This window comes from Hymenobacter sp. BRD67, assembly GCF_013256425.1.
In the GTDB taxonomy this organism is placed as follows: domain Bacteria; phylum Bacteroidota; class Bacteroidia; order Cytophagales; family Hymenobacteraceae; genus Hymenobacter.
In genome coordinates this window covers 898,634-919,996 of sequence record NZ_CP053904.1, presented here as the reverse complement: position 1 = coordinate 919,996, position 21,363 = coordinate 898,634, and the positions used below count along the sequence as shown (strand labels likewise).

General features: G+C 60.3%; 19 protein-coding genes and 2 pseudogenes. 20 read left to right on the top strand and 1 reads right to left on the bottom strand.

All coding sequences use genetic code 11. The annotated features are described in order from the left end of the window. Positions 1-356: 356 nt before the first annotated feature. From GKZ67_RS04155 to GKZ67_RS04130, 8 genes are all read left to right on the top strand, one after another. Positions 357-2,669 (top strand): TonB-dependent receptor domain-containing protein, encoded by a 2,313-nt coding sequence (locus GKZ67_RS04155; protein ID WP_410505041.1) that lies wholly within the window; start codon positions 357-359, stop codon positions 2,667-2,669. Positions 2,670-2,716: 47 nt separating this feature from the next. Then, entirely contained in the window at positions 2,717-3,184 is a 468-nt protein-coding gene (locus GKZ67_RS24975) for a hypothetical protein (protein WP_410505040.1), read from the top strand. 27 nt (positions 3,185-3,211) lie between these two features. After that, complete coding sequence (locus tag GKZ67_RS04150) at positions 3,212-4,204, top strand: metallophosphoesterase (RefSeq protein ID WP_217278680.1); 993 nt, start codon at positions 3,212-3,214, stop codon at positions 4,202-4,204. A 33-nt stretch (positions 4,205-4,237) separates the two neighbouring features. Continuing rightward, positions 4,238-5,662, top strand: a complete 1,425-nt coding sequence (locus GKZ67_RS04145; RefSeq protein WP_173241273.1) for a hypothetical protein — start codon at positions 4,238-4,240, stop codon at positions 5,660-5,662. Positions 5,663-5,782: 120 nt separating this feature from the next. Then, complete coding sequence (locus GKZ67_RS04140) at positions 5,783-6,874, top strand: metallophosphoesterase family protein (RefSeq protein ID WP_173241272.1); 1,092 nt, start codon at positions 5,783-5,785, stop codon at positions 6,872-6,874. Positions 6,875-7,276: 402 nt separating this feature from the next. Continuing rightward, positions 7,277-7,786, top strand: a complete 510-nt coding sequence (locus tag GKZ67_RS24360; protein ID WP_317172234.1) for an aldo/keto reductase — start codon at positions 7,277-7,279, stop codon at positions 7,784-7,786. After that, the gene (locus tag GKZ67_RS24355) at positions 7,722-8,270 is read left to right on the top strand and encodes an aldo/keto reductase (RefSeq protein WP_317172233.1); all 549 of its coding nucleotides are present in this window, start codon (positions 7,722-7,724) and stop codon (positions 8,268-8,270) included. The genes GKZ67_RS24360 and GKZ67_RS24355 overlap by 65 nt, the downstream gene beginning before the upstream one ends. 353 nt (positions 8,271-8,623) lie before the next feature. Then, a complete protein-coding gene (locus tag GKZ67_RS04130) occupies positions 8,624-9,304 on the top strand; it encodes a helix-turn-helix domain-containing protein (RefSeq protein ID WP_254245050.1) in 681 nt (226 codons plus the stop codon). Positions 9,305-9,629: 325 nt separating this feature from the next. Here the strand turns inward: GKZ67_RS04130 and GKZ67_RS04125 are convergent, their stop codons facing one another. Then, positions 9,630-10,958, bottom strand: coding sequence for a gluconate:H+ symporter (locus tag GKZ67_RS04125; protein WP_173241271.1), 1,329 nt, complete (start codon positions 10,956-10,958; stop codon positions 9,630-9,632). A gap of 315 nt (positions 10,959-11,273) precedes the next feature. On the opposite strand from GKZ67_RS04125, the gene GKZ67_RS04120 reads away from it, so the two are divergent. The 12 genes and pseudogenes from GKZ67_RS04120 to GKZ67_RS04070 all read left to right on the top strand — a co-directional run bounded on the left by GKZ67_RS04120 (position 11,274) and on the right by GKZ67_RS04070 (position 21,275). Then, on the top strand, positions 11,274-12,158 hold the full coding sequence (locus tag GKZ67_RS04120; protein WP_173241270.1) for a sugar phosphate isomerase/epimerase family protein: 885 nt from the start codon (positions 11,274-11,276) through the stop codon (positions 12,156-12,158). Between the two features lie 51 nt (positions 12,159-12,209). Continuing rightward, positions 12,210-13,886, top strand: a complete 1,677-nt coding sequence (locus GKZ67_RS04115) for a GMC oxidoreductase (RefSeq protein WP_173241269.1) — start codon at positions 12,210-12,212, stop codon at positions 13,884-13,886. A gap of 192 nt (positions 13,887-14,078) precedes the next feature. Further along, positions 14,079-14,525, top strand: a complete 447-nt coding sequence (locus GKZ67_RS04110; protein WP_254245049.1) for a gluconate 2-dehydrogenase subunit 3 family protein — start codon at positions 14,079-14,081, stop codon at positions 14,523-14,525. A 99-nt stretch (positions 14,526-14,624) separates the two neighbouring features. Next, positions 14,625-15,776 carry a Gfo/Idh/MocA family protein gene (locus GKZ67_RS04105; protein ID WP_217278679.1) on the top strand — a complete coding sequence of 384 codons (1,152 nt, stop codon included), beginning with the start codon at positions 14,625-14,627 and terminating at the stop codon, positions 15,774-15,776. A gap of 6 nt (positions 15,777-15,782) precedes the next feature. Then, positions 15,783-16,835: a sugar phosphate isomerase/epimerase family protein gene (locus GKZ67_RS04100; protein WP_173241268.1), complete on the top strand. Its 1,053-nt coding sequence runs from the start codon at positions 15,783-15,785 to the stop codon at positions 16,833-16,835. A 17-nt stretch (positions 16,836-16,852) separates the two neighbouring features. After that, positions 16,853-17,335: a c-type cytochrome gene (locus GKZ67_RS22415; protein ID WP_217278678.1), complete on the top strand. Its 483-nt coding sequence runs from the start codon at positions 16,853-16,855 to the stop codon at positions 17,333-17,335. A gap of 63 nt (positions 17,336-17,398) precedes the next feature. Then, positions 17,399-18,654, top strand: a pseudogene (locus tag GKZ67_RS24970) (nucleoside permease). A gap of 7 nt (positions 18,655-18,661) precedes the next feature. Then, positions 18,662-19,171 (top strand): annotated as a pseudogene (locus GKZ67_RS24965) (hydroxypyruvate isomerase); the annotation flags it as partial. A gap of 83 nt (positions 19,172-19,254) precedes the next feature. Then, the gene (locus GKZ67_RS24340) at positions 19,255-19,560 is read left to right on the top strand and encodes a TIM barrel protein (RefSeq protein WP_317172230.1); all 306 of its coding nucleotides are present in this window, start codon (positions 19,255-19,257) and stop codon (positions 19,558-19,560) included. A gap of 60 nt (positions 19,561-19,620) precedes the next feature. Then, positions 19,621-20,397: a DUF1080 domain-containing protein gene (locus GKZ67_RS04080; RefSeq protein WP_173241267.1), complete on the top strand. Its 777-nt coding sequence runs from the start codon at positions 19,621-19,623 to the stop codon at positions 20,395-20,397. Between the two features lie 273 nt (positions 20,398-20,670). Further along, positions 20,671-21,000, top strand: a complete 330-nt coding sequence (locus tag GKZ67_RS04075; RefSeq protein WP_173241266.1) for a hypothetical protein — start codon at positions 20,671-20,673, stop codon at positions 20,998-21,000. Beyond that, positions 20,967-21,275, top strand: coding sequence for a TIGR04282 family arsenosugar biosynthesis glycosyltransferase (locus GKZ67_RS04070; RefSeq protein ID WP_254245048.1), 309 nt, complete (start codon positions 20,967-20,969; stop codon positions 21,273-21,275). Before GKZ67_RS04075 ends, GKZ67_RS04070 begins: the two co-directional genes overlap by 34 nt. The last annotated feature ends 88 nt before the right edge of the window (positions 21,276-21,363 follow it).

The following is a 21,363-nucleotide window of genomic DNA, read 5'->3' as shown; positions in this document are numbered from 1 at the left end:
CGCTAGATGGTTGCCTCTTTGAGGGTGCAGTTTAGGTGCTCCACTTGGTCGTCCAGGGGTGCCGGTTTGGTCAGACGAGGCTCCACGCCGAAGGCCCGGCAGAAGCGGGCAAAACTGTATCCGCCCGCAAACCACTCTTCGAAGGCAAACCTATAGAGTAGAGTCAGAAACAGCTGCCCCTCATCATTAGACGGTAAATGTTATGCTAAAGCGTCTCAATCATTACCTACATATGGCATAACTATTTCCTTAATATTATTCGTTCAACAAATTGATTACCATTTCTTTAATTTGCTTTTTCCCAGGCTAATCAGCTAGCAATCGCAGGTAGTTTTGCAGCGTCATTTTTCCTGCTGATGCTGCAAGTCTACCGTTTCCATACTGCTCTTTTTCTCTTTTTATTGGGCGTGATGACGCGGCCAGCCGCCGCCCAAAGCGCCGGAGGCTCAGCCACCCTGCGCGGCACGGTAACAGATGCCGCTACAGGAGAAGTGCTGATTGGCGCTACGGTGGTGGTACCCGCTACCGGGCAGGGTGTAGCGACGGGGCTCAACGGCACATTTCAGTTACGAAGCTTGGCACCGGGCGTTGTGCTAGTGCAGGCCCGCAGCCTGGGCTTCGAGCCACAAACATTGTCCGTAACCCTGCTGCCGGGTGCTGCGCAGACGTTGGATTTCCGACTGGCAGTCAGCGGCCAGGAGCTCAAGGCAGTAACCGTGACCGGCCAGGCCGACCGCGAGTCGGACGCCAGCGTGCGGCGCTCGGAGCAGCGGGCCGATAACGTGCTGAATATTATTTCGGCCAAGGCTATTGAGCTATCACCCGATATTCAGGTGGGCAACGTGGTGCAGCGGGCCTCCGGAGTGTCCATCGTGCGCAACTCGGGTGGCGACGGGCAGTACGCCATTATCCGGGGCATCGACCCGCGCTACAACTACACGCTGGTAAACGGGGTGAAGATTCCGAGTCCCGACCCCAAAAACCGCTACGCGCCACTCGACATTTTCCCAGCCGAGCTGCTGGAGCGACTGGAAGTAGTGAAAGCCCTGACGCCCAACATGGAAGGCGACGCCATCGGCGGGGCGCTGAACCTGGTGATGAAGTCGGCCCCCGACCACCTGGTGGTAGCGGCCACGGCGGCCGGCGGCTACAGCGACCTGTTTGCCCAGCGGCCCTACGCGGGCTTCAGCAGTAGCGGGCTGGCGCAGCAGTCGCCGGGCGAAACGCACCCGGCCGGCTACGTGGCCCAGCCCAGCGATTTCTCAAATAAGTCTTTGAACTACAGCAGCCTGAAGGCGCCGGTCAACTCACTGTTTGGCCTGACGCTGGGCAACCGCACCCGCGACGGCAAGCTGGGTTTGCTGGTGGCGGGCAGCCTGCAAAACACTTACCGGGGCTCCGACCGCCTGTACTACCACCCGCTGGGCGGCCCCAAGCCCGAGCCGCTGCCCAATACGTTTACGTTTGACGAGATACAGCGCATCGAGTTTTCGACCCTGCAAAACCGCCTGGGCTTGCACGCCAAGCTCGATTATGCGCCCAATGCGCGTAACCGCATCGGGCTGTACTCGCTCTGGACGCGCCTCGACGACGCCCAGCACCGCCACCTGGTGTCGAACGACCTGGGCACGGGCGGCGACGTGCCCACCACCGAGCGCTCACGGTTTCAGCGCCAGCAGCTGTGGGCCGAAACCTTGCAGGGCGACCACGACCTGGGCGCGCGGCTGCACTTCAACTGGTCGGCCGTGTATGGCCGGGCCACCTACGCCACGCCCGACCTGACAACCATCGGCACGGTGCGGGCCACGGCGGCGAACACCCAGCAGGGCACGTTTGTGCAGTCTAACGGCCACCTCTGGCAGCGCAGCCTCGACCAGGACCTGGCCGGCTACGCCAACCTGAGCTACCACGCCACCGAAACTTTTGACCTAGCCGTGGGTGGGCTGCTGCGCAATAAGGACCGCAGCAATTTTTACGACTATTACGACCTGACGGCCGCTACTACTGGCACGGGCACCAACAACCGCCAGCCGCTCACGACCTACGACCAGGCCCAGTTTGTATTTGCCAGCGGCTATGATGGCCAGCCCAAAACCACCGATGGCAACAACTATACCGCCAACGAGCGCATTGCGGCGGGCTACGCCCAGGGCAAGCTGCTGCTGGTCGAGCACCTGCAAGTGCTGGGGGGTGTGCGGGTGGAGAACACCAACCAGCGCTACGACTCGCAGGCGCCGCCCACGGTGGTAGGCCGCAGCGGCACCATCAGCTACCTCGACGTGCTGCCGAGCCTGCACTTCAAATACCTGCTGAGCGAGCACCAGAACCTGCGGCTGTCGTACTTCAAGAGTATCAGCCGGCCGGCGTTGTTCGAGCTGGTGCCGGCGTCGTCGAGCTACAACGGCGACGTGGACATCTCGCAAATCGGCAACCCGCTGCTCAAGCACACCCAGGCCCACAACCTGGATTTGCGCTTCGAGCACTACGGCCCGGCCAACTCGCAGCTGCTGGCGGGCGTGTTCTACAAGCAGATTCAGAATGCCATCGAGTTTGGCTTTTTGCAGGTCAGCAACAACACGTTTTACTACGCGCCCATTAACCCGGCAGGCACGGCCACCAACTTCGGTGCCGAGCTGCAATTCAACAAGTACATCCGCAACTGGGGCTGACCGGTAACTACACCTACACGCACTCGTCTATCACCACCACCAAACGCGTGTATTACCGCGCCGCCGATGGCTCGCTGACTACCGCCGACGTGGGCCAGCCCACCGCCGAGTACCCCACCCCGCCCACCCAGACCCGCCCGCTGCAAGGCCAGAGCGACCACATTGCCAACCTGGCGCTGCTCTACCGCAGCGAAACCCACGGCCTCAATGCCCAGGTGGCGGCCGTGTATACGGGCCGGCGCATCGCCGTCGTCTCGCCCTATCAGAACCTCGACCAGTGGCAGCGGGCTACCACGCAGCTCGACTTTTCGGCCGAAAAGCGCCTGTACCCGCACCTGACGGCCTTCGTCAAAGTCACCAACCTGCTCAATACGCCCACCGTGCTGGAGGTGCTGCAAGCGCCCTCGGGCAGCACGCTCAGCCTGCCCGAGCAGAGCGCCGGCCAGAATTTCCTGGTGCAGCGCGACGTGTATTACCGCACCTACCTGCTGGGCCTGCGCTACCGCCTCAACTAGCTTTTGCGCTTCGTAACCTCTGCCATTTTGAAACAAATTTCCGCTATATACTGGCTGCCGCTGGCGCTGCTGGGCAGCCTGGCTACGCCCCTGGCCCACGCCACCCAGGGCCACCCTACCCCACCGGCCGCCCGCACCTTCGACTTCGTGGCGCTAGGCGACATGCCCTATACATTGCCCGCCGACTATGGCCGCTTCGAGAAGCTGATTGGGGCTATTAACCAGCAGCGGCCAACGTTTTCGGTGCACGTGGGCGATATTAAATCGGGTTCGACGCTGTGCACTGAGGAAATGTACCGCAAGGTGCTGACCGAGTTTCAGACCTTCGAGCAGCCGCTGGTGTACACGCCCGGCGACAACGAATGGACCGACTGCGGCCGGCCCAAGGCCGGCAATTACGACCCCGAAGAGCGCCTGGCCGTGGTGCGGAAGATGTTCTTCCCCGACCATAACTCCTTCGGCAAAGCCAAGCTGGCGCTGACCTCGCAGGCTCTGACGCCGGCCTTCGCCGCCTACGTGGAGAACAACCGCTGGACCACCGGCAACGTGGCCTTCGCCACGGTGCACCTGGTGGGCTCGAACAACAACTTCGTGCCCAACGATGCCAAAGGCCAGAACCGTGAGTTTTATGAGCGCCAGAAGGCCAACCTGGCCTGGCTCGACGCTGTATTTGCCGAGGCGGCCGCGCAGCACCGGCTAGGGGTCGTACTCTTCACCCAGGCCGATATGTTCAACCCGGCCAAGGATGCCCGCGATGCCGATGGCTTCACCGAAATCGTGGCGGCGCTGTCCCGGCTCACAGTGGCCTTTGGCCGGCCGGTATTGCTGGTGAACGGCGACTCGCACCGCTTTATCCTCGACAAGCCGCTGCTCAACCCGGCTTCACGCAAGCAGGTGCTCCAAAACTTCACGCGCCTGCAAGTGCCCGGCGAGGCCGACGTGCAGGCCGTGCGCATCACCGTGGACCCCAGCCAGCCCGCCCTTTTCTCGGTGCAGGAGCTGGTGGTGCCCGGCAATTAACCCTGTTTTTTATTTCCCATTTTTTTCATTCCCATGAAATTTCTGACAACCGCGCAACGCGGCTCGGCTCTATTGGCGCTGGCTAGCCTGGGCCTGCTGGCCTCGTGCAACAAGTCGAACGAAAGCGTGCAGCTCTCAACCCCGCCGCTCACGGTAGGCAAGCCCGTGGACAACACCGCGCCCATTGGCGGGGCCATCAAGGGCACGATGAAGCAGGATTTGAGCTTCGACGTGAACGCCGACGTGATTGTGAATGCCGGCGACACGCTGGTAGTGCAGCCCGGCGTGAAGGTCAACTTCCTGGGCAACTACAACTTCGTGATTAAAGGCACGCTGCTCTCGCTGGGCACCGCTGCCAAGCCGATTTGGTTTGCGCCCAAAAACCTTACCCACACCGACCAGGTGGGTGCCGACCCCGCCACCGACCCTGCCTACCAGGGCAAGTGGGGCGGCATTCTGGGCGATGTGACCTGCCCGCTGATGGTGATAAAGTGGACCCACGTGGAAGGCGGCGGCGGCACCGTGGTGACCTCGCCCGTGTCGGCCGGCATTGCCAACAACAAGAATACCTACCCCATCTTCTTCCAGAACCCGCAGGGTGTGTTTGACCTCGAAGACTCGTGGGTATATGGCAGCACCGACGACCCGATTCGCATTCTGGGCGGTCGCATAAACGTGATGCGCAATACCTGGGAGAAGGGAGGCAAAACCGGCGGCGAGTACCTGAACATTAAGTCGGGCACCACCGGCAACATCGCCTACAACCTGTTTATCGGCTCGGCCACCAACGGCTCGAAGGCTTCGAACAACGGCGGCAAAAACCCGCAAACTAACATATACATGTATAATAATACATATATTCACAACGGCTACCGCCGCAACTCGGCCGGCCGGGGCGGCTCCATCAACTACGAGGAGGGCTCGCGCGGGGCGTACTACAACAATATCATGGTCAACTGCAAGTATGGCCCGCGCGTGGTGGGCTCGGGCAACTACTACGGCAACGTGCTCGTGATTGCTGATACGGCCAACCTCAAGTACGGCTACAACCTGAACTATGTAGACTCGCTGGCCCAGGCCAACGAAATCTATCCCACGGCCTTCCTCACCAAGCCCCAGACCACCGATATTCCGCTGCCCAGTTCCTTTCTGCCTACCGGCTACAAGCTGGGCATGGTGTATAACGGCAGCGCCGTGCTAGGCAAAAACAATCCGCAGTTCGTGGGCTTTCCGCTGCCGGCCCCGGTCAAGCGCCTGGCCGACGTAAACACGGTGGGCACCTACAACTTCCACCTCAACAGCACCTCGCCGGCCATCGGCAAGGGCTACACGGGCTTTGCGCCGCTGGCTACCTCGCCGGCCATTCCGGTAAATGCGAATTACGGCGCCACGGCCATCAACCCGCCCAACAAAGACCTGGGCGCATACCCCACGGACGGCAGCGGCAACCAGCACTAAGCCAGCCTTTTCCAGCCTGAACACCCAAAGAACGTCATGCTGGGCAAAGCAAAGCATCTCGCTCGCGCCGCCAGGGTTGCCAAACCTGCGATTCGAGCGAGATTCCTCGCTTTGCTCAGCATGACGTTCTTTTTTCATGCCTTTTCGATGAAAATCCTTACGCCCCTGGCCCTCGGCCTGCTCGCCGCACTGGCCCTCGCCGGCTGCCACACCAGCTCCGACGCCACGCCCCAGCCTGCGCCCGGCCCTATCCCGACGGCTGCCCGCGATACGCTGGCCTATTCCTTCGCCGTGCTGGGCTGCAACCGCGTGGATAATTCGGACCTGAACCTGGCCACCAACCCCAGCACCGCCAACGTTCCCCAGCTTACCCAAACCTACGCCGAGCTGGCAGCCCTGAAGCCGGTGCCCGATTACCTGTTTTTTATGGGCGATATGGTGCTGGGCTACTCGCCCGACTCGGCCGTACTGGGGCGCGAACTGCGGGCCTGGGGAAGGCTTTATCAGAATAATCCCTTGAGCCGCACCGGTATCCGGCTGGTGGCGATGCCCGGCAACCACGAGGTGATGAGCGGCAAAAACCAGCCGTCTTTCCTGGCGGCCGAGCAGGCCTGGCGCAGCGCCATGCGGCCCTACACGGTGGGTAGCAACGGCCCCGCTGCCGGCGGCCCCGACAAGCTGGCCACCGACCAAAGCCAGCTCACGTACTCGTTTGACTACAAAAAATCGCACTTTGTGGTGCTGAATACCGACCCGGTGGGCGCCGAGGCTACCGTACCACTAGCCTGGCTGCAAGCCGACCTGGCTGCCGCCCGCGCCAAGGGTGCCAAGCACCTGTTTGCCTTCGGCCATAAGCCGGCCCTACCCGCGCCCGGCGGCGATGGCCTCAGCAACGGCGGCAGCATGTGGGACGTGCTCGAAGCAAACCACGCCGAGGCTATGCTGGCGGCGCACAACCATTTGTATTTCCGCTCGCAGCAGCCCAGCTATCACCCCTGGCAGGTAATTGCCGGCAACGGCGGCTCGGTACTCGACGCCAGCGCCTCACCCAACCGGCTTTTCTACGGCTATACGCTGGTCAAAGTATTCACCAGCGGCAAGGTGAAAGCCTACAGCTACGGCCGCGACCTACCCACCAACGGCTACCTGGGGGCAATCACGGCCGCTACTCCCACTACTGTGCGAGACTCAGTGGACCTAACCTGGAAGTAGCGAAAGGCTGAAGCAGTTGAGGCAAATAGTCGACTACTGTTAACACAAGATACCTGCTGCTGGCTCGTGGGATGCAAATCAGGGCTTACGCATAGGTGTTTCGTAGCTGGGCCCGCAGACCTCCCAACTCCAGTTATTAGCAGATGTCAGCGCCCCGGAGCCGATGTTTCCCTACCCCATTTTTACGGCGGAGCTGAACCGGGCTGGGTTTTTGGCGGCGCCTCGGGCCAAGGCTGGCGCCAACCGGCACCAATCGGATAACCCACTGCAAGCGCGGCATAGCCAGCGGTTTGTATTTTAAAAGCAGCAGTTTGTATAGCTTAGTCGGCAGGTCCGGCCACGACTTTTGCAGTACAGAGGGGAGCGTTTCTCCACGCAGTTGCCTATTCTACTTACCAAATTATGAGCGCGTTAAAGAAAGTGCCTCTAGGCAGCCAGGGCTTGCAGGTATCGGCCGAAGGCCTGGGGCTGATGGGCATGACGGGAATGGCTTCCGGACAGCTGAGCGTTTATGGCGCGGCCGATGAAACGGAAAGCATTGCTACTATTCACCGCGCCCTGGAGCTGGGCGTAACCCTGCTCGACACGGCAGACATCTACGGGCCCCTGGTGAACGAGCAGCTGGTAGGCAAAGCCATTGCCGGCAAGCGGGAGCAATTTACCGTCGCTACCAAGTTTGGCTTTGAAATCGACGACGCAGGCCACATGACCAATGGCTTCAACGGCCGGCCCGACTACGTACGCAAGTCCATTGAGCGCTCCCTCAAAAACCTGCGTACCGACTACGTAGACCTCTACTACCTGCACCGGCTGGATACTGCTACGCCCTTGAGGAGACCGTGGGGCCATGAGCCGGCTGGTAGAAGAAGGCAAAGTCCGGTACCTGGGCCTGTCGGAAGTGACGGCCGATAGCCTGCGCCGGGGGCACGCCGTGCACCCGCTCACGGCGCTGCAAACTGAGTACTCGCTCTTCGACCGACGAGCGGAGGAAGAGGACATCCTGCAAACGGCCAAGGCATTGGGTATCGGGTTCGTGGCCTACTCACCCTTAGGCCGGGGCTTTTTAGCCGGCGAAATCCAGTCGCCGGACGATTTTGCCGAAGACGACTTCCGGCGCTTTTTTCCGCGCTACCAGGGCGAAAACTTTTACCGAAACCTGGAATTGGTAAAGAAGCTGCAAGCCCTGGCCGCCGCAAAGGGCGTTACGTCGTCGCAGCTGGCCCTGGCCTGGGTGCTGGCGCAGGGCGTAGTTCCCATCCCCGGCACCCGGCAGCGTAAAAATCTGGAAGCCAACGTGGCAGCTGCCGGCCTTACCTTAAGCGCCGCCGAGCTGACGGAGATAGAAGCAATCCTGCCGGTTGGCAGCGTTGCGGGCTCAGCTTACCCGGAAATGTAATCTTGGAGCTTACAACTTAGCCGCCGGCTTGTCGCCGCGCTGCGTCAGTGCTAACGCAGGGGCGCACGGGGTAATCAGCCGGCAGTAACCGTAAAATTTGCCCCTTGGGGCGCTCTGCTCTATGAAACAGTCGCCGAAAGAGTTTGTCGTCCTGCATACCGTGACGGACTACACGCGGCTTACCCGCACCCGCGCACCCGCTGCTCACCGTCATTGACCTGGCCCAAGCCCGGCACCTGCCGCCTCTTCCCCTATCGGTTACCGTCGTCCAGCAGCTTTACACTATCTGGCTCAAAAAAGACTTTAAGGGGCGTCTGTACTACGGGTACCAGTCCTACGACTTCCGCGAGGGGGTGCTGGGCTTCGTAGCTCCCGGCCAAACCTTTGCAGTGGATGCCGCAGTTGACACGTCAGCGCTAAACGGGTGGATGGTAGTTTTTCATCCCGACCTACTGCGGAAGTACCCCCTGGGCCAGAAAATTGGCAGCTACGGCTTTTTTGCCTACGCCGTGCACGAGGCCCTGCACGTTTCGGCCCAAGAGGAGCAGGTACTTGATGTCTTGCTGGCAACAATTCGCGGCGAGTACGAGCGGCCCATCGACGCATTCAGCCAGGATGTGCTGGTTTCGCAGCTCGAACTCCTGCTCAATTATGCTAATCGGTTCTACCACCGGCAGTTTCTGACCCGGCGCACGGCTGAGCACGACCAGCTGAGTCGCTTTGAAGCACTGCTGACCAGCTTCTTTGCCCAGGACGGCTCACAGCCGCTGCCAACGGTGCAATACTTCGCCGACGCGCTGCACGTATCGCCTGCCTACCTAAGCGATATGCTACGCTCCCTCACTGGCCAGAACACCCAACAGCACCTGCACCACGCCCTGATTGAGAAAGCTAAACGCCTGCTCCTGACTACCTCGTTGTCTATCAACGAGACGGCCTTTGCGCTGGGCTTTGAGTACCCGCAGTACTTCAACCGCCTCTTCAAGCGCAAGACGGGGCTCACGCCCGTAGCCTTCCGCTTTTCAGCGCAATAAGTTGTATATCTCTTACTATAAAATCTATGGCAGTTTGCAAGTAAGGGTACAGGTTGAGGGCGGCAGCCCGCCCTGTGTACTCACTTGGGTACCGCTTTAAGGAAAACAAGCAGCAGGAGCCGGTCGAGTAGTAAGCTGCGCGGACTGCTACAGCACGCCGCACAAAAACCACCTGGCAGGTCATGCTCCCGGCCAAACCTCAGGAGCTGTAAGCCTGGGGATAGTTTTAAGCCTCTGTTGCGAAACAACCCAATTTGGCGTTTGGGCCCAATTCCACCCCTGCTGGCCGAGGCTGGCCAGCGCCGGATTCACCATGAGCTCTTTTTCAGTAGCTTGCCAACGGCAGCACCTGGCTGAGCAGTAAAACACCTAGCAGCCCGACGACCGACACGATAGTTTCCATTACCGTCCAGGAGCGGAGCGTATCGCTGACGGAGAGGTTGAAATATTCTTTGAACAGCCAGAAGCCCGCGTCATTCAGGTGCGATAACGCTAAGCTGCCGGCACCGATGGCCAAGACCAGCAGGTTAGGGTTAACGGGCGTTTGCTTCAGCATAGGCAGTAAAACGCCGGCTGCCGTGAGGCCGGCAATGGTAGCTGAGCCCAGGCATACCCGAATAGTTGCGGCCAGCACCCACCCGAGCACAAGCGGCGGCAAACCAGTACTGCGCAGGCTGGCAGCAATTTCCTGACTAGCCCCGCTGGCGACGAGCACTTGCTTGAGTGCCCCTGCGCCACCAATAATAAGCAGAATGGCCGCTACATCCTTAATAGCCACGTTGTAAGCATCCATGAGCTGGCTTATGGAGCGCCCTCGGGCCAGGCCCAGGCTGATAGTTGCCACCAGCACGGCTAGCAGCATAGCCACTACCGGCTCGGCCAGCAGGTCTAGCAGCGGGCCGGCGCCCGTGCCTGCGGGTAAGGCTGCTCGCAGGCTCAATAACGACCCCAGCACCAGCACGGGCAGTAGCGATGAGAGGAAGCTGTTGGCGCGCCCCGGCAGCGCGCTGGCGGGCAGAACCTCACCCACAAAGCCCGGCAATGGCACCGCTACTATATGCCGCAGGGTGCGGGCATACAGCGGGCCCGCCAGAATAATGGCCGGAACAGCCAGCAGCAGGCCGTAGGCAAACGTCAGCCCCAGGCTGGCGTGCAGTTGGGCCACCAGCGCCGTTGGCCCAGGGTGTGGTGGCAGAAAGCCGTGCAGCACCGACAGCGAAGCCAGCACGGGCAGCCCCACATAAACGGCCGGTAAGCGGTACCTGTACGCCACAGAAAACACGATGGGAACCACCAGCACAAAGCCCACATTATAAAATAGCGGAATGCCAATAATGAGGCCCGCGGCCATCAGCGTCCACTGAATATTGCGGGCTCCGAGTGCGGCCGTCATCACGGTCGCAATCTGCTGGGCGGCCCCGCTATCGGCCACGAGTTTGCCCAGCATAGCCCCCAGCACAATGAGTATTGCTACCGAGCCCAGGGCTTCACCAAACCCCTGGGATATGGCCGCTACCAGGCCGGCGGGTGGCAGCCTTAGTGAAAAGCCGAGCCCCAGCGCCACCAGCAGGAAGGCCAAAAAAGGTGCTATTCTGGCCCAGCTGATAAGTCCAATAAGTGCGAGCACGGCCAGCAGTATCAAGAGGGAGGTCATAGGAGCAGCGAGAAACTGGTGCGGCAGGCACCTTGTGCAGATTGTTTTTTAACGGCGCACCACTGGCAAAGCTGTTTTGAATGCACGGCAAGGGCCGTTTTAAGCTTTCCCTGCCGTGTGCAGTAAGTGTATAAACACGCAAATAGGCGGCGTAGCGGCCATTTTTTTAAAGCCCATAGCGTGGGGATTCTTGCAAAATAGACCAATACATTAGCGGCGGCTAGCTACGTTGGCAGTACCTCCTGGCCAACTGCCGGGCTACCTCTGCTACTATTCTGCCAGGTTGCTTCACTCCCTTTTCCCACCCGACTACCTATGTCCTCTCGCCGCGATTTTGTAAAGTCTGCCACCTTGCTTTCAGCCGGCGTGCTGGTGAGCCCCCGCTTACTGGCAGCCCCGAAACAATACATAGGATTGCAGCTATATACTGTACGCGATGCCATGCAGCAGAACCCGGCCGGCACCCTGGCCAAGGTAGCGCAGCTGGGCTACAATTCGGTGGAAGGAGCCACCTATACGGGTAGCCTGAAGTTTTATGGCATGGAGCCGGCCGCGTTTGCCAAGGTACTGCGCGAAAACGGCCTCATCATGCCCAGCAGCCACTACATGCTGGGCGAGGCCCAGCAGAATGGGCAGCCAACGCAGGGTACCATTCTGCACGGCTGGGACAAGGCGGTCGACGACGCGGCCCAGGTTGGCGTAAAGTACATGGTGTGCGCTTACCTGCTTGACACTGAGCGCGGCAACCTTGACCATTACAAACTGATTGCCGAGCATCTCAACAAAGCCGGCGAGCGCTGCAAAAAGGCCGGCATCCAGCTTTGCTATCACAACCACGACTTCGAGTTTGCGGCCCAGGCCGGCAAGCTGCCCTACGATGTGCTGCTGAGCCTGACCGATAAAAGTCTGGTCAAGATGGAGCTGGACCTTTACTGGGCTACCAAGGCCGGGCACGACCCGGTAGCGCTGTTTAAGGCCAACCCCGGCCGCTTTCCGCTCTGGCATATCAAGGATATGGATAAAACGGCCGAGCGCAGCTTCACGGAAGTAGGCAATGGCAGCATCGACTTCAAGCGCATTTTTGCCGAGGCCAAACTCGCCGGGATGCAGTACTTCTTTGTGGAGCAGGACAAAACACCCGGCTCGCCCTTCGACAGCATTCGGCAAAGCATAGCTTACCTCAAGCGAACCCTGGTGTAAGTGGCCGCACACTATCGCTTCTTCGCATTCTCTATTCCCACCCCACGTTTTATGGAAAAATTTACCTATGATGCCATCGTTATCGGCTCTGGGATTTCGGGCGGCATGGCCGCGAAGGAACTGACTGAAAAGGGCCTGAAGACTATCATGCTGGAGCGCGGGCGCAACGTGGAGCACATCAAGGACTACGTGAACGCCAACAAGGCGCCCTGGGAGCTTCCGCACCGCGGGGGCAAAACCCAGCAGATGATTGCCGACCATCCGGTACTCAAGCGCGATTATACGCTCAACGAGGCCAACCTCGATTTTTGGGTGAACGAGAAGGATAGCCCCTACACGGAGGTGAAGCCATTTGACTGGTTTCGGGGCTACCAGGTGGGCGGGCGCTCCCTGATATGGGGGCGGCAGAGCTACCGCTGGAGCGACTACGACTTTGAAGCCAATGCCAAGGACGGCGTGGCCGTGGACTGGCCCATTCGCTACAAAGACCTGGCTCCGTGGTACAGCCATGCTGAGAAGTTTGCCGGCATCAGTGGCAACCGCGACGGGTTGCCCCAGCTGCCCGACGGCGACTTTATGCCCCCGATGGAGCTGAACGTGGTGGAAAAGGACGTGGCCGCCCGCATTAAAAAGCATTACAAGGACCGCCACCTGATTATTGGCCGCACCGCCAATATCACGCGGGCCCACAACAACCGCGTGAGCTGCCAATACCGCAACAAATGCTGGCTGGGCTGCCCGTTTGGAGCTTATTTCAGTACGCAGTCGGCCACGCTGCCGGCGGCGGTGGCCACGGGCAACCTCACTTTGCGGCCTTTCTCCATCGTAACTAAAATTCTCTACGACAAGGATACCAAGCGCGCTAAGGGCGTAGAAGTACTTGATGCCGAAACGAATAAGACGTATGAGTACTACGCCAAAGTAATCTTCCTCAATGCCTCGGCCCTGAACTCGGCCTGGGTGCTGATGAACTCGGCCACCGAGGTGTGGCCCGGCGGCCTGGGCAGTAGCAGCGGCGAGCTGGGCCACAATGTGATGGACCACCACTTCCGGGTAGGCGCCCACGGCGAAATGCCCGGCTACGAGGACAAGTATGTGTATGGCCGCCGGGCCAACGGTATTTACGTGCCTCGCTATCGCAACCTGTTTGGCGACAAGCGCGACTATATCCGGGGCTTTGGCTACCAGGGTGGCGCAGGCCGCGAGGGCTGGAGCCGCGAGATTCCGGAAATGAGTATCGGCGGCGGGTTCAAAGACGCCCTCAGCGAGCCCGGCAACTGGACAATGGGCATGACGGCCTTTGGCGAGACGCTGCCCTACCATGACAACCGCATTTTCCTCGACCAAACGAAGAAGGACAAATGGGGCCTGCCCGTGCTGGCGATGGATGCCACCATCCGCGATAATGAGCAGAAAATGCGGGTCGATATGATGGCCGACGCCCAGGAAATGCTGGAAAACGCGGGCCTGAAAAACGTAAAAACCTATAACAACGGGTACAACATGGGCGGCGGCATCCACGAGATGGGCACTGCCCGCATGGGCCGTGACCCCAGAACGTCGGTGCTCAACCAGCACAACCAGGTATGGGACGCGCCGAATGTTTACGTGACGGATGGCGCGGCTATGACCTCGGCTGCCTGCCAGAACCCCTCGCTTACCTACCTGGCTCTTACGGCCCGCGCCGTGGACCACGCCGTGGGCGAGCTGAAAAAGCAGAACCTGTAATCTCCTCATTTTCTTACCTATGCTTACTAGAAGAGATGCCCTGGCCAGGGTAGCCCTGCTGATGGGGGCGCCGTAATCGGAGCTGATTATTTCCTGACGGGGTGCAGCCCCGCCAGCTCCGACAAAGCCCAGCAGCAAACGCCTGCTACTCATGAGCTACTCGATGCCCGGCAGCAAGCCTACCTCGATGAGGTGGGCGAAACCATCCTGCCCGCTACCAAAACGCCCGGCGCCAAAGCTGCCCGCGTGGGAAGCTTTATGGCCGTGATGGTGCGCGACTGCTATGCGCCCGCCGACCAGGCAATCTTCACCAAGGGCCTGGCCCAGCTTGAAGCAGCCAGCCAGAAGCTGAATGGCAAAGGCTACCTGGAAAGTACGCCTGCTCAGCGCACGGCCCTGCTCACAGCCCTCGACACCGAGCAGAAAGACTATGCCAAAACCAAGACGCCCGAGCAGCCCAACCATTACTTCCGCATGATAAAGGAGCTGACGCTGCTGGGCTTTTTCACTTCCGAAGTGGGGGCTACCCAGGTACTGCGCTACCTGCCTGTACCGGGAGGTACGACGGAAATGTGCCCTATAAAAAAGGTGACCGCGCCTGGGCTACTTCGTAAAAATGTAGTAGATGTGGAAATTTAATAATGTGAAAATTTCGAATTAGTAATGAGCTATGTTCTAAAGCAACATAAAAAGATTTATTTATATTTTTTATAATATTATTATCATATTTTGAATAGTATGAAACTACGATTGGGTATGATAGGTGGCGGGCAGGGTGCCTTTATCGGCGGCGTGCACCGCCTGGCGGCCGCCCTCGATGGGCAGTATGAGCTGGTGGCCGGGGCCTTCAGCAGCAACCCGGCTACCTCACGGGCCAGCGGCCAGCAGCTGGGCCTGGACCCCGCGCGGGTGTATGGGTCTTACCAGGAATTAATAGCCCAGGAAAAAGCGCGGCCGGCGGCCGAGCGGGTACAGGTAATCAGTATTGTGACGCCCAATCACCTGCACTTTGCGCCGGCCAGGCTGGCCCTGGAAAGCGGCTTCGACGTGGTGCTGGACAAACCGATGACTTTTTCGCTGGCCGAGGCCAAGGAGCTGGCGACCGTGGTGGCTGCCACCGGCCGCCACCTGTGCCTCACGCACACCTACACCGGCTACCCGATGGTAAAAGAGGCGCGGCAGCTCGTGGGCTCTGGTGCGCTCGGCCGCATCCGCAAAGTGTACGTGGAGTACCCGCAGGGCTGGCTCAGCAGGTTTGAGGAAGGCGGCGCGAACAAGCAAGCCGCCTGGCGCACCGACCCGGCCCGCAGCGGCGTGGCCGGCGCAATGGGCGACATTGGTACGCACGCCTTCAACCTGCTCGAATACGTGAGCGGCCTGCAGGTTGAGAAGCTGTGCGCCGCCCTGCACACCGTAGTGGAGGGCCGCCGCCTCGACGACGATGGCGCGGTATTGCTACGCCTTAGCGGCGGGGCCAGCGGCGTGCTGATAGCCACGCAAGTAGCTGCCGGCGAAGAGAATAACGTCCGTATCCGAGTTTATGGCGAGCAGGGGGGCGTAGACTGGATGCAGGCCGAAGCCAACACGCTACTGGTAAAATGGCTCGACCGCCCCACCGAAATAATGCGCACGGGCGCGGCATACGTAGGCGCGTATGCCCGCCACAACACCCGCACCCCGGCCGGCCACCCCGAGGGCTACCTCGAAGCCTTTGCCAACCTCTACCGCAACTTTGCCCTGACCCTGCAAGCCGCGCAGGCTGGCCAGCAGGCTCCGCCCGAGGCGCTTGACTACCCAGGCATTGCCGATGGCGTGCGGGGCATGGCCTTTATCGAAAATGTCATTGCTTCGAGCCAATCCGAGCAGAAATGGACCGATTTCACCGTGTAGCTGCCCATGAAAACCATTAAAGGTCCGGCCATTTTCCTGGCTCAGTTTATCGGCGACCAGCCGCCTTTTACTACGCTGGCGGGCATTTGCCACTGGGCGGCAGGCCTGGGCTTTAAAGGCGTGCAGCTGCCCACCACCGACAGCCGGTTTATCGACCTGAAGCTAGCCGCCGAAAGTCAGACCTATGCCGACGAGCTGCGCGGCACTGTGCAGGCAGCTGGCTTGGAAATTACGGAGCTGTCGACGCACCTACAGGGCCAGCTCGTAGCCGTAAACCCAGCCTACGACCAGCTCTTTGATGGCTTTGCGCCCGAAGCCGTGCGCGGCAACCCACGCGCCCGGCAAGCCTGGGCCGTACAGCAGCTCATCTACGCCGCCAAGGCCTCGCGCCGGCTGGGGCTGGCCGCGCACGCCACCTTTAGCGGGGCGCTGCTGTGGCCCTACGTGTACCCCTGGCCCCAGCGCCCGGCCGGCCTCGTGGAGGAGGGCTTTGCGGAGCTGGGCCGTCGCTGGCTGCCCATCCTGGACGAATTTGACGCCCAGGGCATTGACCTGTGCTATGAGATTCACCCCGGCGAAGACCTGCACGATGGCATCAGCTACGAGCGGTTTCTGACGGAAGTGAACGACCACCCGCGCGCCTGCCTGCTCTACGACCCTTCGCACTTCATTCTGCAATGCCTTAATTATTTAGAATATATAAATATATATCACGAACGCATCCGCATGTTTCACGTCAAGGATGCCGAATTTAATCCTACCGGCCGGCAAGGAGTGTACGGAGGCTACCAGCCGTGGCTGGAGCGGGCCGGGCGCTTCCGCTCGCTGGGCGACGGGCAGGTTGACTTCAACGCTATTTTCAGTAAGCTGGCGCAGTACGACTTCGCTGGCTGGGCGGTGCTGGAGTGGGAGTGCGCGCTCAAGCACCCCGAAGACGGCGCGCGTGAAGGCGCTCAGTTCATCAAGGACCATATTATTCGTGTTACGGACCGCTCCTTCGACGATTTTGCTTCCTCGGGCATCAACCAGGGCCTCAACAAAACGCTGCTAGGACTCTGAATTTTTCCTTATCCTGCATGAAAAAAGTATTTCTTCTCTTGAGCGCCTGCGGTCTGCTCGCGGCCTGCTCCAGCGGCTATCAGCAAGATGGCCCCGACCAGGCTAATGCCGCCAAAGCTGGCACCAAGCCAGTGAACTCTCTGAAGCCCGACAGCACCGCTGCTACCAACGTGACGGCGGCAGCCAACCAGATGCAGGTCGACACCGCCAGCACCAAAATAGGCACCACGCCCACCGGCACCCCCGCAGCAAAAGGCGCCAAGCTGCTGGCTGCCGCCGACTGCGCCAGCTGCCACCGCGAGCGCGATAAGCTCCTGGGCCCCGCCTACACTGCCGTGGCACAGAAATATCCCGCAACGCCCGCCAACGTGAGTATGCTGGCCACCAAAATTATGAAGGGCGGCATGGGCCACTGGGGCGATGTTCCCATGACGCCCCACCCCGGCCTCTCGAAGAGCGATGCCCAGGAAATGGTGCGCTACATCCTGGCCCTCAAGTAGCTTGCCCCCGTAAGCCGTTGCGCCCACCCTGCCTTTCCGTTTCGTATTCCACCCGTATTGCCTATGTCTGCCCTCATTCGGATTAAGCTGTCCATCATGATGTTCCTAGAGTTTTTTATCTGGGGCGCGTGGTTTGTGACGCTGGGCACCTACCTGCTGCATAACCTGCACGCCACGGGCACGCAGGTGGGCGTGGCGTTTCTTACGCAGTCTATCGGGGCTATTGTGGCGCCGTTTATTATTGGGCTGATTGCCGACCGGTTTTTCTCGGCCCAGAAAATCCTGGGGGTGCTGCACCTGGCCGGGGCGCTGCTGCTGTGGCGCGCCGCCCGGGCGCCCGATTTCAACAGCTTTTACCCCAATATCCTCAGCTACATGGTGTTGTACATGCCTACACTGGCCCTGGTCAACTCCATCGCCTTCCGGCAGATGAAAGACCCGCAGAAGGAGTTTGCGCCTATCCGGGTGCTGGGCACCCTGGGGTGGATTGTGGCCGGCCTCACCATCGGCTGGCTGAGCTGGGAGCAGCATAATGCGCTGCAAACTACTTTTTTGATGGCGGCCGGGGCGGCCGCGCTGCTGGGGGTCTTCAGCTTCACGCTGCCGGCCACGCCGCCCGTGAAAAGTGGCCAGGCCAGCTCGCTGGGCGACCTGCTGGGCCTCGAAGCCATCGGCCTGCTTAAAAACCGCTCGTACCTGATTTTCTTTTTGGCCTCTATCGCCATTTGCATTCCACTGGCCTTCTACTATGGCTTCACCAACCCGTTTCTCAACGAAGTAGGCATGAAGGCTGCGGCCGGCGTGCAAAGCCTGGGGCAGGTATCGGAGCTATTGTTTATGCTGGCTATCCCGCTGTTTTTCAGCAAGCTGGGGTAAAGAAAATGCTGGCAATCGGTATGGCCGCTTGGGTACTGCGCTATCTGTTTTTCGCCTATGGCAACGGGACCAGCAACTACTGGATGCTTCTTGCCGGCATTGTGCTGCACGGTGTGTGCTACGACTTCTTTTTTGTAACCGGGCAGATTTACACCGACAACCTGGCCGGTGAGCGGTTCAAAAGCTCGGCGCAGGGCTTTATCACGCTCGCTACCTATGGCGTGGGCATGCTCATCGGTACGCTGCTCTCGGGCAACATCTTCGACAGGTACGCCCTGGCTGGCGGCACCCACGACTGGCGCATGATTTGGCTGATTCCGGCGGGTATTGCGGCGGTAGTGCTGGGGTTGTTCCTGCTGCTGTTTCAGGAGCGTGTGGGCGCGCCAACCCCTGCCGAAGCTACCGTGCCCTACAGCGAGGCCTCGGCAGTGGCTCCCGGATAGCTTATTAATGCTGAGCAGTATGCCTATCCTCAATCGCCGAGCTGCGCTCAAAGGGCTGCTCACGGCCACCGCTACCGTGGGTGCGGTGGGCGTAGGCAATGCCCGCCCGCTGGAAGTAAAGCAAGCCTATCCCCACGCTCCGATGCTCCACAACCTCCAGCAGTCGGTTTGCCGCTGGTGCTTCCAGGATATGCCGCTGGAACAGCTCTGCGTAGCAGCCAAAGACATCGGTATCAAAGGCATCGACCTGGTGGGGCCGGCCGACTGGCCTACGCTCAAAAAGCACGGCCTCCACTCACCCATGTGCAACGGGGCCGAAATCAACCTCACCGATGGCTTTAACGACCCGCGCTTTCACGCGCAATTGCAGCGGCAATACGCTGAGATGATTCCGCGCGTGGCCCAGGCCGGCTACACCAACCTGATTTGCTTTAGCGGCAGCCGCCGGGGCCTGACCGACGAGGTGGGCCTAGCCAACTCGGTGCGCGGCTTGCAGCCGTTGCTGGCGCTCGCTGAAAAGCACAACGTAGTGCTGGTGATGGAGCTGCTCAACAGTAAGGTCAACCACCCGACTACCAGTGCAACCACACCAGCTGGGGCGTGGCGCTGGCCCGGCAGCTGGGCTCTGAGCACTTCAAGCTGCTTTACGACATTTACCATATGCAGATTGAGGAGGGGAATGTCATTCAGACCATCACCGACAACCATGCCTACATTGCCCATTACCACACGGCGGGCGTGCCCGGCCGCCACGAGCTCGACGATAGCCAGGAGCTAAACTACCCGGCTATTATGCGCGCCATCAAGGCCACTGGTTTTCAGGGCTACGTGGCCCAGGAATTTATTCCAAAGCAGCCCGATAAGCTGGCCTCGCTGCGCCAGGCGGTGCGCCTGTGCGACGTATAGCCGGCCCCTGAGTACCTTACCACCAGCTCTTTCTTTTCCTTACTTCTGCTCCCTTGCCCTATGAAGGCCCTCCTGCTTTCCACTGCCTTGGTCTTAGGTGCTATATCCAGAACGTATGCGCAGCAAGCCGGCAAGCCAGAAGATACCGAAGTGTACGAACCGGTACCTAAAGCCGTGGTAGGCAGCCTTAACCAGGCCGCCCCGCCTTCTGATGCGCTCGTGCTTTTTGGTGGCAAAGACCTCAATCAGTGGGTGATGGCCGACGACCGCAACCTGCCCGCCAGGTGGAAAGTAGCCGATGGCATTTGCACCGTGGACAAAGCAACCGGCAACATCGAAACCAAAAAAGCTTTCACCAACTTCCAGCTGCACCTGGAGTGGCGCATTCCGGCTAACATCAGCGGTACGGGGCAAGCGCGCGGCAACAGCGGCGTGTTTCTGGCGTCGCTGGGTAAGGGCGACCTGGGCTATGAGCTGCAAATCGTAGATTCTTACAACAATAAAACTTACGTCAACGGCATGGCGGGCAGCATCTATAAGCAGCGCGTACCACTGGCTAACCCCGCCCGCAAGCCCGGCGAGTGGCAGTCGTACGATGTGGTGTGGACAGCTCCCACCTTCAGGGCCGACGGCACCGTGCAGAGCCCGGCCCGCGTCACCGTTTTCTTCAACGGCGTGCTGGTGCAAAACAATGTAGAGCTGGCGGGCCCCACCCGCTACATCGGGGCCGCCAGCTACGAAGGGCAAAAAGGTGGCCCCGCGCCTATCAAGCTCCAGGCCCACGGCGATAAAAGCGAGCCCGATAGCTTCCGGAACATCTGGGTCCGTGAGCTGTAACTGAGCTGTTTTTGAGTAGCATAGCTACCAGTTGCAAACGCCTGCTTGCCCTTGGCCTGCCTTTCACATAAAATATAGTAAATTTCCAATAGTTTGAATTGAACACCTTGCTGCTGACACTTTTTAAGCAGCGAAGTATAGCTAAGCACCACTTGTACAGAGCTACCGCGTATGCTGTGGCTTGGCAGGATGGCGGAGGCTAGCCGTAGCTTGCCCTATTTCCAAGCAAATAATACCGGCATGACCCCTCTTACCCTTTCCGCTCCTCACCTATTGATTTTTGCCCGCGAGCCCGTGCTGGGGCGTGTCAAAACCCGCCTGGCGGCGGGCATTGGGGCCGAGGCAGCGCTGGCCGTGTACCGCGAGCTGCTAGCCCTGACAGCGGCGGCCGTCGCGGCGGCGCAAGTGCCCGCCACGGTCTGGCTGGCAGAAGCCCCCGCCGGGGCCGACCCGGCCCGGCCCCGGCCCGAGTGGGCCGGCCTACCCTGGCGCGTGCAGCCGGCCGCCGACTCGCTCGGGAGCGTATGGCCCAGGCATTTGGCGAGGCCTTTGCGGCGGGCGCGGGCCGGGTGGTTATCATCGGCACCGATTGCCCCGGCCTGAGCGCCGGGCTGCTGCGGCAGGCTTTCGACCAGCTGCTGCACGCCGAGGTAGTGGTAGGGCCAGCCGACGACGGCGGGTATTACCTACTGGGTATGAATGCGCTACAGCCTGAGCTGTTTACCAATAAAGACTGGAGCACTGCTACCGTGCTGCCCGACACCCTGGCCGATGCCGCCCGCCTGGGCCTGCGCGTAGCTCAGCTCCCTACCCTGCACGACGTAGATTCGGCCCAGGACCTGGCTACCTGGCGCGGGGCGGCCAAGGCCTCAACCTAAGCCTGGGCAATGCCCTATCTCGGCGGGTAAGCGGTAGAGAATGACCGAAGTCGCGACTGGCCGAAGCACCGCTTGGCAAAGCTTTGAT

Bases quoted from the DNA above. Each gene is read 5' to 3' on its own strand.
- GKZ67_RS04155 (WP_410505041.1), top strand. From the start codon at position 357: ATGCTGCAAGTCTACCGTTTCCATACTGCTCTTTTTCTCTTTTTATTG.
- GKZ67_RS04145 (WP_173241273.1), top strand. From the start codon at position 4,238: ATGAAATTTCTGACAACCGCGCAACGCGGCTCGGCTCTATTGGCGCTG.
- GKZ67_RS04140 (WP_173241272.1), top strand. From the start codon at position 5,783: ATGACGTTCTTTTTTCATGCCTTTTCGATGAAAATCCTTACGCCCCTG.
- GKZ67_RS24360 (WP_317172234.1), top strand. From the start codon at position 7,277: ATGAGCGCGTTAAAGAAAGTGCCTCTAGGCAGCCAGGGCTTGCAGGTA.
- GKZ67_RS24355 (WP_317172233.1), top strand. From the start codon at position 7,722: ATGAGCCGGCTGGTAGAAGAAGGCAAAGTCCGGTACCTGGGCCTGTCG.
- GKZ67_RS04125 (WP_173241271.1), bottom strand. From the start codon at position 10,958: ATGACCTCCCTCTTGATACTGCTGGCCGTGCTCGCACTTATTGGACTT.
- GKZ67_RS04120 (WP_173241270.1), top strand. From the start codon at position 11,274: ATGTCCTCTCGCCGCGATTTTGTAAAGTCTGCCACCTTGCTTTCAGCC.
- GKZ67_RS04115 (WP_173241269.1), top strand. From the start codon at position 12,210: ATGGAAAAATTTACCTATGATGCCATCGTTATCGGCTCTGGGATTTCG.
- GKZ67_RS04105 (WP_217278679.1), top strand. From the start codon at position 14,625: ATGAAACTACGATTGGGTATGATAGGTGGCGGGCAGGGTGCCTTTATC.
- GKZ67_RS04100 (WP_173241268.1), top strand. From the start codon at position 15,783: ATGAAAACCATTAAAGGTCCGGCCATTTTCCTGGCTCAGTTTATCGGC.
- GKZ67_RS22415 (WP_217278678.1), top strand. From the start codon at position 16,853: ATGAAAAAAGTATTTCTTCTCTTGAGCGCCTGCGGTCTGCTCGCGGCC.
- GKZ67_RS04080 (WP_173241267.1), top strand. From the start codon at position 19,621: ATGAAGGCCCTCCTGCTTTCCACTGCCTTGGTCTTAGGTGCTATATCC.